The organism is Rhodospirillaceae bacterium, from assembly GCA_028819475.1.
Lineage (GTDB): Bacteria > Pseudomonadota > Alphaproteobacteria > Bin65 > Bin65 > Bin65.
This window is the reverse complement of the sequence record JAPPLJ010000038.1, coordinates 28,322-43,208: the sequence shown is the minus strand read 5'-3', so window position 1 is coordinate 43,208 and position 14,887 is coordinate 28,322. Positions and strand designations below refer to the sequence as shown.

Genomic DNA, 14,887 nt, shown 5'->3' with positions numbered 1-14,887 from the left:
CCGGCAGTCCGGCAGTCCGGCAGTCCGGCAGTCCGGCAGTCCGGCAGTCCGGCAGGAAGCCAACTGGCAGAACCGGACGCTGTTTCACGGCGACAACCTCGGCTTTCTCCGGGCCATGAACTCGGCGACTGTCGACCTGATCGCGACCGATCCGCCCTTCAACAAATCCAAGGACTTTCACGCGACGCCCGACTCTCTGGCCGCCGGGGCCGGTTTTCAGGACCGATGGAAATGGGAGGAGGAAGCGCAGCCGGTTTGGCTCGACCAGATCAAGGACGATTACCCGGCGGCATGGGAGGTTATAGACGCAGCCAACGCCGTCTATATGCGCCCGACCAAGAAGAATCTGAAACGCCCGCGGGAGGAAGTCGGCTCCGATATGGGAGCGTTCCTGTGCTTCATGGCCGTTCGGCTCATGGAGATGAAGCGGATACTGCGTCCGTCCGGGGCGATCTATCTGCACTGCGATTCAACGGCCTGCCATTACCTGAAGGCCCTGATGGATTCGATCTTCGGGCAAGGGAGCTTCCGCAACCAGGTCATCTGGCGGCGCACCGGCTCCCACAATTCCGCTGATCGGTTCGGGCCGATTCATGATGTGCTTTTGTTCTACGCCATGCCGGAATACCGGCACACAGTCTTGTTCGGCCCATATCTTCGGGGCCACGTTCAAGGCTACTTCAAGAGCCGAGACGACCGGGGCCGATATTGGACGAACAGCATTCACGGCTCTGGCACTCGGCAAGGTGCGAGCGGGCAGCCGTGGCGCGGATTCAACCCGACCGCTCACGGTCGCCATTGGGCAGTGCCGAGCGAGCTTGTACTCGCCCTCGGCATTGATCCCGACCTTCCGCAGCACGACAAGCTGGATGCTCTGTATGAGCAAGGCGTGATAGATACGGAGACCAACTACCTCCCCACCTATCGACAGTATTTGGCTGACAGTCCGGGGCAGCCGCTTCAGGATTTGTGGGTGCATCAGCCGCACACAAAGGGTGTTCTGGAAGGAACGACCGACGAAATCGACAGGGAAGTTCGCTGGATTCCAAAGCGGGACAAGAAAGAGCGCGTTGGCTACCCGACGCAGAAGCCCATCGGGCTGTATTCCCGGATCATCCGATCATCCACAGCTGAAGGCGATATTGTCTGCGATCCGTTCGCGGGCTGCGCCACAACCTGCGTAGCGGCCGAGGGTCTGGGCCGACAATGGGTCGGCATGGATATATGGGATGACGCCAAAGCGGTTGTCCTGAAGCGCATGGAACGCGAGCGGATGGCGTTGCCGGAAGCCGGTCGCGGCGACCTGTTCACGAAGGAAATCCATTTCACCGACGAATTGCCGAGCCGCACCGACGATGGCGAGCCGGCCGCGCCGTTTCTGCGTCCCAAGGTGACGGTGTTCGAGCCGCGCGGCCCGAAGATGACCCGCGAGGCGATGTATCGGCATTTGCTGGGCCAGCACGGGCCGACCTGCCAAGGCTGCGATCGCCGGTTCGACGATCCGCGGTATCTGGAACTGGACCACAACACGCCCCGGAGCGACGGCGGCTTGAATCACATCTCGAACCGGATTCTACTCTGCGGCCCGTGCAACCGGGCCAAAAGCAACACCTACACGTTGAGCGGGCTGCGGCGGCTCAACAAGAGGAACGGATGGATGGCCGGGGCCGAAGGCGAACACCCGATCATGCGCGAAATCAGGCAAGAGCGCGAAGCCGCGCCGCCAACCCTTCCGGGGCTGGTCGATTAGAGGGAACGAACGATGACGAGCAAACAGTCAGACCGACTCGCGGTGTTGGAAGTTATGGTCGAGATGCTGACCGCGCAATCCATGATGATGGAGGCTGACCCGGATGCGGCGCTGGCCGACTATGGCGAGGTCGCCGTCATGATGTTGTCGCGCCGCCGTTCGGAGGACGAAATGGACGGCCTGGTTCCGCTCCTGGCGGAGCGCACGGCGAAGGTCCGGGAGCATATCGAGGCCGTCCGGCGGGCGCAGAACTAGGAAGGAATCACACTATGAACGAACCAAGCGACGGCATCCCGTGGGACGTTGAAAGCGACGAAAGTCCCGTCCCTATCGCTGAAGTAACCGATGTGCTTCAGCGCGAAGAGACCACATACCTTGTGCTTCGAGTGAGTATCGAGGGTCGAGACGAAATAGTCTTGCTATCAGAAGATGCGTTGACCAACTGCGGATTGCCAAGTTTGGAGGCGGTAGTTCAGATTCGCCAGATACGGGAAGCCCTTGAATCGTTGAATCGCAGTCTGGCCCGGTCTCCTCTTGCCGAGGAGATCGCTGCGTTGACGGTTGCTCAAATCGACGCCGCCTTTCATCTGCCGCGGCGCCAAAATCGATGATCTCTGCGCTGGACATGCCGAACGCTCCCGGTTACAAGAGCCGCGAGCGTTGAGAGTGTAGAAATCGCCCCGCCCGGTCGGCCACAACCTGCGGGGCGTTTCGCGTCTAGGACCGTGCGCCGGACGCCAGCCCATTATCGGCGATCAGGTCGCGGTACATCAACCGTTTCCCGACCATGCCAGTTGCCAGCCCGGCCATCTGCGCCACGGTATCAGCTTCCCTGACATTGTGCTTGCCTGCGAACTCGGCAACGTAGCGGTGCAGGTGTTTCGGGCTGATCTTGTGGTATGTGCCTTTGTGCGCCCGCTTGAGCATGGCCCAGAAGGACTCGATCCCGTTGGTGTGCGCCATGCCGCGGACGTACTCGCCAACCGAGTGATTCACCGCTTCGTGGTTGTACCATGCGGCCAGCGGGCGATAGGCCCGCGCTTCATCGGTATAGAGCTTCGCGCCCAGTTTCACCCGCTCGGCGACGAAGCCCGCGACGTGCGGCGTGTCGGCATGGCGGACATGACGTGCGGCCACCCGGCCCGTCGCCCGGTCCTTGACGCCGACAACCGCGTCCTTGCCGACCGCGCCGCGGCCCGACAGGCCCTTGCGCTTGTCCTTGGACATATTCTTGCGCAGACCACCGAACCACGTCTCATCGGCTTCCGCCGGCCCGCCGAACGGCGGTTCGTCGTCATTGTCGAACGCCTTGCGGATGCGCTGCAACATGAACCATGCCGTTTTCTGCGTCACGCCCAGGTCGCGATGCAGCTTCATGCTGCTGACGCCCTTGAGGCTGGTCAGGTGCATGTAGATGGCAATCGCCCAATCCTGAAGGCTGACTTTCGACCGCTCAAGGATCGTTCCGACCCGGACGCTGAAATGCCGACCACAATTCTTGCAACGGTAGGGGCGGCTTTCGCTCGCCGGGTTTTCACGGTGTTCCGTACTGCCGCAATGCGGGCAAACCGGGCCGTTCGGCCACATGTGTTTCTCGAACCAGAGGCGGGCGGCGTCTTCGGTCGGGAACATCTGCATCAGTTCCTTGACCGTCAGTCCCTTGCGGTGCGATTTCCCCGGTGCTGTAGCCATTGTGCAATCTCCCTTTCAACTCATATGGGGATTGCGCCCTTGTCCGTCAAGTATATAATTCCCATTGTTATCCGCTGTATACTAGCATCGCGCGCGCCGGGGCAACGCGCCGGAATCTGCCGCGGCGAGGGGAGCCTGAATGGACCTGGGATTGCAGGGCGGCAAGGCGATCGTTACCGGAGCGAGCCGGGGCATCGGGCGGCGGATCGCCGAACTGCTCGCGGAAGAAGGCTGCGATATCGCGCTGTGCGCACGCGCGGACAGCAGGGTGGCTGACGCGGTCGAATCCCTTGAAAAGTGCGGCGTTCGTGCCTTCGGTTCCGCCCTCAACGTGCGGGACGGCGAGCGCTATGTGCAATGGCTCTCGGAAGCGCGCGAGGCCCTGGGCGGCGTCGACATTTTCATTGCCAACGTCAGCGCCGGCGGCGGGATGGACGGCAAGGACAGCGAGCGCGACTGGTATCGCAATTTCGAGATCGACGTCTTGGCGGCCGTTCGCGGATGCGAGCTGCTTGCCGACGCGATGAAGGACTCGAGCCGCGCGGCCATTGTGATGATCGGCGAGGCTCTTTCCGGCGAAGCGTTCGGGCCGCCGCTGGCCTACAACGCTCTGAAATCCGCCCTGGCGACTCATGCCAAGCAGCTTTCGCACGCGCTGGCGCCATCCGGAATCCGGGTCAACGCCGTGGCGCCGGGGCCTGCCGTGTTCGAGGGAAGCCGGTGGGAAATGCTGGAATACGCCGATCCGAAACTCTACAAGGCGACCGTGCGGCAGCACCCGTCAAGGCGGCTTTCCACAGCCGACGAGATCGCCCGCTACGCGGTTTTCCTGGCCAGCCCCGCTGCAAGCTGGGTGAACGGCACGCAGATCCCGGTCGACGGCGGCTTTTCCCAGCGAATCGGTTTCTGAGCCACGGAGCCGGCTTTGGCGGTACAGCGAACCAGAACCGGCGAAACGGAGTTCCCGGTGGTGGATGCCTCCGGGTTCGACTTCGGCACGGCGATGATTCCGAAGGAGAAATACACCTGCCCGGCGTTCATGGAGCGGGAATGGGCCGCGCTATGGACGAAAGTCTGGCTTCTGGCCTGCCGCGAAGATGCGATCCCGGAGCCGGGCGACTACTATGTCCACGATGTCGGCCGGGAATCGATTCTGGTCGTGCGCCAGCAGGATGACACGGTCCGCGCCTTCTACAATGTCTGTCAGCACCGGGGTAACCGTGTCGCTCCGCCCGGGCTCGGCCACACCGACGACACGCTGAAGTGCGGCTACCATCACTGGGAATACGATCTGAGCGGCCGGATCAGCCGCATACCGGATATCGAGACGTTTCCGCAGGGCGCGCCCTGCCACGGGCTGGTCGAACTGGCATGCGACAGCTGGGGCAGTTTCGTCTGGTTCACCATGAACCCCGAGCCGGAACCGCTTCTCGAGTATCTTCAGCCGCTACCGGACCAGCTCGATCGATATCATTTCGAGCGGATGATCATGACCCGCGACTGGACGGTCGAGTGGGACTGCAACTGGAAAACCTCGGTGGACGCCTTCAACGAAAGTTATCACGTTCAGGGCATCCATCCCCAGCTGCTCTATTACCTTGACGACTTCAAGGTCCGGATCGACTGTTTCGGGCGCCACAGCCGCTATATCGTGCCGTTCGCCACCGTCAGCCACCGGGTCGGCGAAACCACCGAAATCCCGCCGCTGATAAAGCTGATTATGCGCGACGCGGACATGGATCCCGCCGATTTCGACGGCAGGGTGGAAGACGTGCGCCGCGCGGTTCAACGCTGGAAACGCGAGCACGGCCCGGAGGCAGGTCTCGACTACTCCGAGCTGGAGGATGACCAGCTGACCGACGATCACAACTATCTGATCTTCCCCAACGTAACGCTGAACACCCATGCCGACGACCTGATGCTGTTTCGCCATCGGCCGCATCCGACCGACCCGAACCGGATGTATTTCGACCTGCAGAATTTCAGGCTACTCAAGTCGGACGAGGAGCCGCCGCGGCGGCGGCCGAGGCATCGCCATTTCAAACACGGCGAGAAATCGCTCGGCCTCGTTCTCGATCAGGATGCCGCCAACCTGCCCCGGGTGCAGGCGGGAATGCACTCGACGGCGTTCGAGGGTCTTTGGCTCGGCAAACAGGAAACGCGAATTCGCCATTTCCACAAGGTGATCGCCGACTATCTCGAGCGCGGCGCGCGGGATGGCGGTCGCGAAGGTCCGTAGCCGTGCTGCCTTACCGGATCGTCTTCATACGCAGCGGCGCGGAGGGCTGGAACCGATGACCGGGCCGATCAACGCGTATCTCGTTGCCGGAGGAAAGTACCACGACATCGATTTCGCCCGGATCGAATTGCTCAAGCTGCTCGCCGAGCACGAGCGGATCCGGGTGACCGTGGGATCAGACTACAGCTCCACCCAAGAGATCGCGGAAGCCGATGTCCTGGTGACCTACACCTGCGACGTCGTTCCGTGCGGTGACGAAATTGCGGCCCTCGCGCGTTTCCTCGGACGTGGTCGGCGCTGGCTCGCCCTGCACGGCACCAACTCGGTACTGAGCTTCCGTGCGGACGGACGGGTCGAATGCCCGCCGCTCGATCCGAGCTTTTTCGCCATGATCGGCAGCCAGTTCCAGGCCCATCCCTCACCGATCGGACGCTACAAGGTTGTCAACACGGCCAGGGAACACCCGCTCGTCGCAGGGATCGCGAATTTCGTCGTCGAGGACGAGCAGTATTTGCAGGACTGCCTCCCCGGCAACACGCCGCTCCTGGCCACCCGGTTCGGCGGCAAGACGGATCTGTTCGTCCGCGACACCTGGCCGGAAGACGACCATGCGGTGATGTATCTGCGCGAGCATGGCGGCGGCGAGGTTCTCTACTTCACGCTCGGGCATGCCCGCGGCCGGTACGATCTGCGGCCGCTGGCGGACTTCTACCCCTATGTCGAGCGCGGCGCCTGGCATTTGCCGGTCTTTTACGAACTGCTTCGCCGCAGCATCCGCTGGGCGGTGGAACGCTGAAAATGCGTGTATACGGTTTTCGCCATTTTCTCTAAGAAACACGCTGCCGCTTCGAAATATTGAGCTTGAGCGTACCCGTCCGGCTCAGGGAGGATCTTAACGCCGTGCAAATCAGCCGCCAGGACATGCTCCGCGCCTACCGCCAGATGGCGATGATCCGGGCGTTCGAAGAGCGTCTCCACGTCGAGAACCGCACCGGGGAGATCGCCGGCTTCATCCACCTTTATGCCGGGCAGGAAGCGATCGCCGTCGGGGTCTGCGAGAACCTTACCGATCGCGACTACATCATCAGCACGCATCGCGGCCACGGCCATTCGATCGCGAAGGGCTGCGACGTGACGGCGATGATGCTCGAGATTTACGGAAGCCGCGACGGCATGTGCAAGGGCCGCAGCGGTTCGATGCATATCGCCGATGTCGACAAGGGCATGCTCGGCGCGAATGCGATCGTCGGCGGCGGCCCGCCGATTGCGGTCGGCGCCGCGATCGCGTCGAAGGTCAAGAAGGACGGCAGCGTTGCGGTCTCTTTCAGCGGCGACGGCGCCTCCAACCAGGGCACCGTCTTCGAGGCCATGAACATGGCCGTCGTGCTCAAGGTCCCCAAGGTGTTCGTGTTCGAGAACAATGGCTACAGCGAGCACACGGGCGCCTCCTACGGCGTCGGCACCGAAGATCCGGTAAAGCGGATCGCCGGCTTCGGCCTCCCGGTCTGGGAAGCGGACGGCACGGATTTCTTTTCCGTACACGAAGCCGCCCGCCAGGCGATCGGGCACGCCCGGGACGGCAACGGGCCGAGCGCGATCTACGCCGAGGCGATGCGGTATTTCGGCCATTTCGAGGGCGATCCCCAGTTCTACCGTGCGAAGGGCGAGGTCGAGGCCCTGCGCGAGGGTAATGATTGCCTGCTCAATTTCCGCCGCAGGACGATCGAAGGCGCGTTACTCGAAGCGGCGGAACTCGACGGGATCGATCGCGAAACCGCGGACACTGTCGATGAGGCCGTGGCCACGGCCAGGGCGGCGCCGCGGCCGACGCCCGAAGCGGTGCTCGAAGACGTTTACGCAACCTATTGAGCGCGAGCCAGCCCATGCCGACGATGACAATGCGCGACGCCTTGAACGAAGTGCTGTTCAACGAAATGCGCAGGGATCCGAACGTGATCGTGCTGGGCGAGGATATCTCGGGCGGCGCCGGCGGATCGTCGGGAACCCGCGATGCCGCCGGCGGCGTATTCGGCGTTACGAAAGGCCTGATTCACGAGTTCGGCGAAGACCGGGTCATCGACACACCGATCAGCGAATCCAGCATTGTCGGCGCGGCGAACGGCGCGGCGCTGGCCGGGCTCAGGCCGGTGGCCGAGATCATGTTCGCCGATTTCGTCGGCGTCTGTTTCGATCAGATCTACAACCAAGCGGCGAAATTCCGTTACATGTTCGGCGGCAAGGCCCGGACCCCGATGGTGATCCGCATGTCCATGGGCGCCGGGATGAACGCCGGCCCCCAGCATTCCCAGACAGTCTACCCAATGCTGACCGCAGTCCCCGGCCTGAAGGTAGCCGTGCCGTCGACGCCGGCCGATGCGAAAGGCCTCCTGACGACGGCCATCAGGGACGACGATCCTGTCGTCTTCCTGGAACACAAGGCGCTCTACGCCAGGAAGGGCGACGTGCCCGAAGGCGACTATGCCATTCCCTTCGGGGAAGCGAGCCTCGTCCGCGAGGGCTCCGATGCGACGGTCGTCGCCATCGCCCGCATGCGCATTTTCGCCGAAAGGGCGCTCGACAGTCTTGCGGAGGACGGGATTACCTGCGACCTGATCGATCCCAGGACGACCTCGCCGCTCGACGACGAGCTGATTCTCGAGAGCGTGGCCAATACCGGAAGGCTCGTCATCGTCGACGAATCGCCGCCGAGATGCAGCATCGCCGCCGACATTGCCGGCCAGGTTGCACAGAACGGCTTCGAACACCTCAAGGCGCCCATCGTCCAGATCACCGCGCCGCATGCCCCGCCGCCGTTCGCCCGCGAGCTGGAACGCGCCTATGTGCCGAGCCCCGGGAGAATCGAGTCGGAAATCCGCGCGTTGATCGCCGGCTGCTGATGGCGCAGGAGCGAATCCATGCCGTGACCCTGCCCAAGTGGGGGCTCGAAATGACGGAGGGCACGGTCGCCGCCTGGCATGTCGAGGAAGGCGAACCTGTTACCGGCGGCGCCGATCTCGTCGACATAGAAACGGACAAAATCGTCAACACGCTAGAGGCGGAGGCCGGCGGGTTGCTGTGGCGTGCCGCGCCGGTCGGAGAGACCTTTCCGATCGGCGCGCTGATCGCCGTGATCGCCGATCCCGCCATTTCGCCCTCCGAGATCGACGCCTTCGTTGCCAGCTTCCGGCCTGTGACCCTGTCCGAAATCGAATCGCCGCCTGAAACGCAAGGCGGACCGGACCGTTTCGCCGATGCGGCGGCGCCGGACGCCGCTGCCGGACCGGACGGCGGCAATCGCGAGGTCAACGCAAGCCCCTTTGCCCGGCGCAGGGCCGCCGAACTCGGCGTCGATCTCGCGACGGTGGCCGGGACCGGCCGTGGCGGGCGGATATCCGAACGCGACGTCGAGGCGGCTGCAGCGGCGCGGACCGCATCGGCGCTGACCGTCCCGGACGAAGGCCAGGTTGAACCGGACGATGCCGGCGCGGCGGCGCCGGCTTACGAAACGGTCGCCATGACGACCACGCGCCGCTCGATCGCCAGGACGCTGGTGCAATCGCACCAGACCGTTCCGCGGTTTTCCGTTGTTGCGGACCTGCAGGTCGACGAACTGATCCGGCTGCGCGACGACCTGAGAGCTGGCTCCCAAGCGCCTCAGCCGACCCTAAATGACCTTTTCATCAAGGCGGCAGCTCTCGCCCTGGCCGACGAACCGGACCTCAACGCTAACGTCCGGGATTCGGAGATCATGCGGTTCCATGCCGTCAATGTCTGTTTCGCGGTGGCAACGAAAGAAGGCCTCGTAGCACCGGTCGTGCGGGATGCCGCCAACATCCCGGTAATCGAAATCGCGCACGAAACGGCGCGCCTGGCCGCTGCCGCACGCGCACGCACGCTGACCGGCGCCGACCTTGAGGACGGAACCTTCACCGTGTCGAACCTCGGCATGTTCGACATTCGCCAGTTCGACGCCATCATCACACCGCCGCAGGCGGCGGTTCTCGCGATCGGCGCAATCCGGCGCGAGCCTCACGAGGACGGGGCAGGCGGCATCGCTTTCCGGTCGGCGGTCGCCGCGACCCTGTCATGCGATCATCGCGCCATAGACGGCGCCCTGGCGGCGCGGTTCCTGCAGGCCCTTCGCCGACACGTCGAAGCGCCGGCGGCGTTGGCCGGAGTTTCCTGAGAGGCTGAGCCAGGAAACGCACTCCGGACCGGCCCGCCGGCCGAGCCTTGCACGTGCCCGCCCGGTATGGCCTAATTGCCGGGCCGGGCTCGGGCGCATCCTTGCCGGACGGCGTTCTTTGCCGCCCCCTCCGCCAGATGGTGCAGAACATGGATCTTGGCCTGAAAGGCCGCAAGGCAATCATTACCGGTGCAACCCGCGGGATCGGCCGCCGAATCGCCGATTTGCTCGCGTCCGAAGGCTGCGACGTCGCGTTTTGCGCGCGCAAGGCGGACCAGGTCGCAGAGGCTGCCAGGGATCTTCAGAGGCACCGGGTCAACATTCACGGTTCGGTGGTGAATGTTAAGGAAGCCGACGCCTACAAGGCATGGCTCGAAAGCGCGGCGGAGGCGCTGGGCGGAGTCGATATCTTCATCCCGAACGTCAGTGCGGGCGGCGGGATGGAGGGGGAAAAGAGCTGGTACCGCAACTTCGAGATCGACCTCATGGGCACGGTGCGCGGCTGCGAGGCCCTCATGCCGACACTGGAGGAATCCGACGGCGGCTCCATCGTTTTCATCTCGACGACCGCGGCGGTGGAAACCTTCCTCGCGCCGATGGCCTACAACGCGATCAAGGCCGCGCTGATCACCTATGCCAAGCAACTGTCGCAGACGACGTTCCGGAACAACGTCCGCGTGAATACCGTTTCGCCCGGCCCGATCTACTTCGAAGGGGGTGCATGGGCGCAGATCAAGGCCGACAATGAGGCGTTTTACGACAGCATCGTCGCGCAACAGCCGAGCGGACGGATGGGCAGCCCGGAAGAAGTGGCGCGATGCGTCGTGTTTCTGGCAAGCCCCGCTGCAAGCTGGGTGTCGGGAGTCAACCTGATCGTCGATGGCGGATTCACGAAGCGTGTCCAATTCTGAGCGCTTCCCCGAACGGGTGAGAGGGCTGGTTGCGGAGGTCGGATCGTGACCGCTGAAAAAGAGTTGAAATGAATCCCGAAGAAGCACGGCGGATCGGGACCGGAATCGAGTACGAAGCCGGCCGTACGGAACCGCCGGACGACTTCCCCCATCTTCAGGACATTCCCGGCGGGCGCTATGTCGACCCCGGCTTCCATGCGCTCGAGCGTGACCGCCTTTGGCGCAGGACCTGGCTCTACGCCATCCACGACGACGAGGTGCCCGCGGCGGGCAATTTCATCCGCTGGGACCGGGCGGGCGATCCCCTGTTCTTTCTTCGCGGCACCGACAACAAGGTGCGCTGCTTCTACAACACCTGCCGCCACCGCGGCGCGCCGGTGCTCATGGAGCCACAAGGCAAGGTGAGGCGCGCCTTTTCGTGCAAGTACCACGGCTGGACCTACGACATGGAGGGGTACCTGGTCGGCGTGCGCGACCGCCGCGATTTCGTCGGCCTCGACGAATCCTGCCGCTCCCTGATCGAGGTGCGCTGCGAATCGCTGGGCGGCTGGTATTTCATCAATCTCGACCCCGAGGCCGGGCCGCTTGCCGATAGCCTGGGGCCGACATGGGATCACCTCCTGGAGTTTCGGCCCGAACAACTGCGCCTGATCGACAAGGAAGCGTTTACCCTCAATTGCAACGTGAAGGTTCTGCTCGACGCCTTTCTCGAGGTCTATCACCTGAACTCTATTCACAGAAAGACGGTCGACCGCTTCCTCGATCACCGCGGCTCGTTCATCACGCTATGGCAGGGCGGCCATTCGCGCATGGTGACGCCGAACCGGCGCGAAGGCTGGACCGACCCCGGCGTGGCCGGGTTGCCGGAGATACCCGGCGTCGATCCGATCTACGCCGCGACCAACGTCTCGCTCAATGTCTACCCCAATCTCGTAACGCCGGTGTCGCCCGCCGGCATGCCGTTCCTGTGTTTCTGGCCGGTCGATCTGGCGACAATGGTCATCGAGGTTCACTGGTTCGCGCCGGCATGGGGAGACGGCGCGCGGCCGGCCATCTGGGAAACCCGCCTCGACAATTTCCGCCATATCCTGGACGAGGATCTCCAGTTTGCCGAGGAGATCCAGAAATCGGTGGAATCGTCGGGCTTTCGCGGCATGCCGCTCAACTATCAGGAGCGCCGCATCTACCATTGGCATGCCGAACTGGACCGCCGGATCGGGCAGGATCGGCTCGCGCCAAATTTGCGTGTCCCCGACGTGCTCCAGGCCCATGTGGACGGCTGGACGACGGCACGGGGTTCGGTTCCGCCGGCTGACCGGCAGCCCGCGGTCTAGCGGCTGTGTTGCCCGATCGAGGCATACGGCCGGAATGAACGTTCTTCGCACCTCCGCCCTGCCCTCCTCCATCGCCGGGCTCGGCGATATCGTCCAGCTTGCCTTCATGTGGCGCGATTTCGAAGCCGGTCTGCGCTTCTGGAGCGGGACGATGGGCGCCGGCCCCTTCTTCGTTATCGACCATGTCGAGTTCGGCGAGGTGCGCTACCGCGGCGCTCCGGCGCAACTGGATCTCGCGGTCGGCATCGGCTACTGGGGCGATCTCCAGATCGAATTGGTGCATCAGCACAACGATGCGCCATCGATCTTCCATGACTGGCAGAAGGACGGGCGCGAAGGCCTGCATCATGTCGGCATTCTCGTCGGCGACATCGCGGTGGCGGAAAGAGTCTGCGCCGATGCCGGCGCGTCGGTGCTGCTGGAAGGTACGATGTCCGGCGGCCGGGGCCGTTTCTTCTATGCCCGGATGACCGAATCGGCTCCGTTCCTGGAGGTTATCGAGCCGGCCGGCAAATTGTTGAAAGGCTTCGAATACATGCGCGAGGCCGCGCGGAACTGGGACGGCCACGACCCGGTCCGGCGCGCCGCTCGCCGATAGCCTCCGGCCGTCAGCCCGTCGTATCGTTCCCGGCCAGCCCGAGTTCTTCGATCAACCGGTCGCGCAGCTTGAATTTCTGAATCTTGGTCGCGCCCATCGGCCATTCAGAAACGAAACGAACATGACGCGGCAGCTTGAAGCCTGCCACCTTGCCCTTGCAAAAATCGATGATGTCGCCTTCGCCGACCGTACCCGGAGTCTTCAGCTCGACGAAGGCGGCGGGCACTTCGACCAGCCGGTCGTCCGGGCAGCCGACGACCTGGCACAACCTGACCTCGGGATGGCTGCCGACCAGCGCTTCGATTTCGAGCGCCGCAACATTCTCGCCCCCGACCTTCAGCATGTCCTTGGTGCGGCCGTGAAACATGACATGGCCGGCCTCGTCGACCGAACCGATGTCGCCGGTATGCAGCCAGCCGTCTCTCAGGGCTTCCGCCGTCTTTTCCAGGTCCTTGTAATAGCCGTCGATGATGCCGTAGCCGCGGATCGCGATCTCGCCATGCGCGCCCGGCGGCACTTCCCGGCCGTCCGAATCGACGATCCTGACCTCCAGGCCCTCGAGCGGCGCTCCGAGGCGTGCTATGCGCACTTTGTAGCTATCGTCGAGACGGCTCGTCGAGACGGTTCCCGCGGCTTCCGTCAGGCCGTAGGTGCTGACCTGAAACGCATTCGGCATTGCGCGCGCCAGGGTCCTGCGTGCCGGCTCGGGCTGCATCGCGAGGCTGCTGTTCATCAGGCGGGTGTTCGATAAATCCGTCGTCGCGAATTCCGGGTGGTTGATCAGGTCGGCGATGATCGGCCAGAAGGCCGCATAGTTGATCGTCACCCCTTCGTCCCGGAACAGGCGCAGCGCAAGGCCGGCTTCGAACCGCGGCATCGTCACGTAGCGGCAGCCGACCCAGAACGATGCCGCGATCGGCATGATCCCGCCGATGTGATACATCGCCAGCGGCGACCAGAACCGGTCCGCTTGGGACATTTCATAACGCCGGGCCAGTTCGATGCCGTTGCGCACGACGGCTTCGTGGCTCAGCAGGCAGCCCTTCGGGTTGGACGTGGTGCCCGAGGTGTAGAGCACGATTCCGGTATCCCGCAGACGCGCCCGCAGGCGCCGCCGGTGAACTTCGGCGACGGGAACGTCGCCCGCGTGGCCGGCAAAGGCGCGCGGACCGATTACGCCCGACGCGTCGCCACTCAGCGACACGATCGAGCGGAGCGTTTCGATTCCCGCGGCGCCGTGATCGCCCAACGCCTCTGACAGGCGCTCGAGCAGGTTGACGCCTTCCGCGACATCCGCCGTGGCGATGACGGCGACCGAGTCCGAATTGTCGACCAGATAGCGCAATTCGTTCCCGCGATAGCGCGCGTTGATCGGCACCGGAACGGCGCCCGCCAAAGCGATGCCGAACAGGAATTCGACGAATTCGACCGACGTAGGCAGGAACATCGCCACATGCTCGCCCGGCCGGACACCGAGCGCGATCAGGGCGCGCGCCCTGTCGACGCTCCGCTCCGCCAGGTCGGCGAACGTGTGGCGGGACGCCGGCAGCACCAGCGCATCCGCATCCGGCCAACGCTCCGCGGCGCGGATGAGGAGATCGCCGATCGTCGTCGCCTCGATTGTGCTCGCCATCTTCAAGCGCCTGCGGTCCGGCAGTCTGACTCGTCGTTCGGTCTTGCCAGGACGCTCCTTCGCGAGAGCAAGAACTCAGTCGGGGTTGACCCAGCCGGGCGCAAAATAGTCGACACGATCGAGGACGAGGCGCCGTTCGCGGAACAGCCAGTTGTCGCCGCGGCGCACCACGATATCGTCGAACACGCCCAGTCCGTGGGCTTTGACATTCTCTCCACTGGTCCGGCCGACGACGAACACCACGATGGTGGTACGGACTTCCGCTTCGTCGCGGGACAAGGACCCGACGACCACGTTGAGCATGACGTGGCGACGCTGTTCCCTGTCGGCGAAGGTTCGCCATCGCCGCTCGATAGTCTGCCGGATGCCGGCATTGCCGCGGAGCGGCGAGTCGACGCCCGGGTCCGGGCCGACGTGGAATTCGGCATCTTCCGTGAACAGGGCCTGGAGACCGTCGAAATCGCCCCGGTCGAGGCAATTGCCGTAATGGCCGATCAGCTGGGTAATTTCGGTCGTCGCGACAGCGCGTTCGGTGCGATCCATG

At 63.9% G+C, this 14,887-nt stretch carries 15 protein-coding genes; 12 read left to right on the top strand and 3 right to left on the bottom strand.

Features of this window, described 5'->3' with window-relative positions:
- The 3 genes from OXM58_12170 to OXM58_12160 all read left to right on the top strand — a co-directional run.
- A partial coding sequence (locus tag OXM58_12170; protein ID MDE0149117.1) for a DNA methyltransferase occupies nucleotides 1-1,750 on the top strand: 1,750 nt, incomplete at its 5' end.
- A gap of 12 nt (nucleotides 1,751-1,762) precedes the next feature.
- Nucleotides 1,763-2,005 (top strand): hypothetical protein, encoded by a 243-nt coding sequence (locus OXM58_12165; GenBank protein MDE0149116.1) that lies wholly within the window; start codon nucleotides 1,763-1,765, stop codon nucleotides 2,003-2,005.
- A gap of 14 nt (nucleotides 2,006-2,019) precedes the next feature.
- Nucleotides 2,020-2,361 carry a hypothetical protein gene (locus OXM58_12160; GenBank protein MDE0149115.1) on the top strand — a complete coding sequence of 114 codons (342 nt, stop codon included), beginning with the start codon at nucleotides 2,020-2,022 and terminating at the stop codon, nucleotides 2,359-2,361.
- A gap of 106 nt (nucleotides 2,362-2,467) precedes the next feature.
- On the opposite strand, the gene OXM58_12155 is transcribed toward OXM58_12160, so the two are convergent.
- Nucleotides 2,468-3,442 (bottom strand): IS1595 family transposase, encoded by a 975-nt coding sequence (locus tag OXM58_12155; protein ID MDE0149114.1) that lies wholly within the window; start codon nucleotides 3,440-3,442, stop codon nucleotides 2,468-2,470.
- A gap of 139 nt (nucleotides 3,443-3,581) precedes the next feature.
- Between OXM58_12155 and OXM58_12150 the strand changes: the two genes are divergently transcribed.
- The 9 genes from OXM58_12150 (at nucleotide 3,582) to OXM58_12110 (ending at nucleotide 12,710) form a co-directional block, all read left to right on the top strand.
- Nucleotides 3,582-4,352: an SDR family NAD(P)-dependent oxidoreductase gene (locus OXM58_12150; GenBank protein MDE0149113.1), complete on the top strand. Its 771-nt coding sequence runs from the start codon at nucleotides 3,582-3,584 to the stop codon at nucleotides 4,350-4,352.
- Between the two features lie 57 nt (nucleotides 4,353-4,409).
- Nucleotides 4,410-5,681 (top strand): aromatic ring-hydroxylating dioxygenase subunit alpha, encoded by a 1,272-nt coding sequence (locus OXM58_12145; GenBank protein ID MDE0149112.1) that lies wholly within the window; start codon nucleotides 4,410-4,412, stop codon nucleotides 5,679-5,681.
- Between the two features lie 55 nt (nucleotides 5,682-5,736).
- Complete coding sequence (locus OXM58_12140; protein MDE0149111.1) at nucleotides 5,737-6,477, top strand: ThuA domain-containing protein; 741 nt, start codon at nucleotides 5,737-5,739, stop codon at nucleotides 6,475-6,477.
- Between the two features lie 104 nt (nucleotides 6,478-6,581).
- Nucleotides 6,582-7,550, top strand: a complete 969-nt coding sequence (locus OXM58_12135; GenBank protein ID MDE0149110.1) for a thiamine pyrophosphate-dependent dehydrogenase E1 component subunit alpha — start codon at nucleotides 6,582-6,584, stop codon at nucleotides 7,548-7,550.
- 14 nt (nucleotides 7,551-7,564) lie between these two features.
- Nucleotides 7,565-8,578: an alpha-ketoacid dehydrogenase subunit beta gene (locus tag OXM58_12130; GenBank protein ID MDE0149109.1), complete on the top strand. Its 1,014-nt coding sequence runs from the start codon at nucleotides 7,565-7,567 to the stop codon at nucleotides 8,576-8,578.
- Nucleotides 8,578-9,867, top strand: a complete 1,290-nt coding sequence (locus OXM58_12125; GenBank protein ID MDE0149108.1) for a dihydrolipoamide acetyltransferase family protein — start codon at nucleotides 8,578-8,580, stop codon at nucleotides 9,865-9,867. The genes OXM58_12130 and OXM58_12125 overlap by 1 nt, the downstream gene beginning before the upstream one ends.
- A gap of 137 nt (nucleotides 9,868-10,004) precedes the next feature.
- A complete protein-coding gene (locus OXM58_12120; GenBank protein ID MDE0149107.1) occupies nucleotides 10,005-10,778 on the top strand; it encodes an SDR family NAD(P)-dependent oxidoreductase in 774 nt (257 codons plus the stop codon).
- 68 nt (nucleotides 10,779-10,846) lie between these two features.
- Nucleotides 10,847-12,112 (top strand): aromatic ring-hydroxylating dioxygenase subunit alpha, encoded by a 1,266-nt coding sequence (locus tag OXM58_12115; protein ID MDE0149106.1) that lies wholly within the window; start codon nucleotides 10,847-10,849, stop codon nucleotides 12,110-12,112.
- A 34-nt stretch (nucleotides 12,113-12,146) separates the two neighbouring features.
- Nucleotides 12,147-12,710: a VOC family protein gene (locus OXM58_12110; protein ID MDE0149105.1), complete on the top strand. Its 564-nt coding sequence runs from the start codon at nucleotides 12,147-12,149 to the stop codon at nucleotides 12,708-12,710.
- Nucleotides 12,711-12,720: 10 nt separating this feature from the next.
- Here the strand turns inward: OXM58_12110 and OXM58_12105 are convergent, their stop codons facing one another.
- Both OXM58_12105 and OXM58_12100 read right to left on the bottom strand, forming a co-directional pair.
- Nucleotides 12,721-14,343, bottom strand: a complete 1,623-nt coding sequence (locus tag OXM58_12105; protein ID MDE0149104.1) for a class I adenylate-forming enzyme family protein — start codon at nucleotides 14,341-14,343, stop codon at nucleotides 12,721-12,723.
- A 75-nt stretch (nucleotides 14,344-14,418) separates the two neighbouring features.
- The gene (locus OXM58_12100) at nucleotides 14,419-14,886 is read right to left on the bottom strand and encodes a nuclear transport factor 2 family protein (GenBank protein ID MDE0149103.1); all 468 of its coding nucleotides are present in this window, start codon (nucleotides 14,884-14,886) and stop codon (nucleotides 14,419-14,421) included.
- Nucleotide 14,887 lies beyond the last annotated feature (1 nt).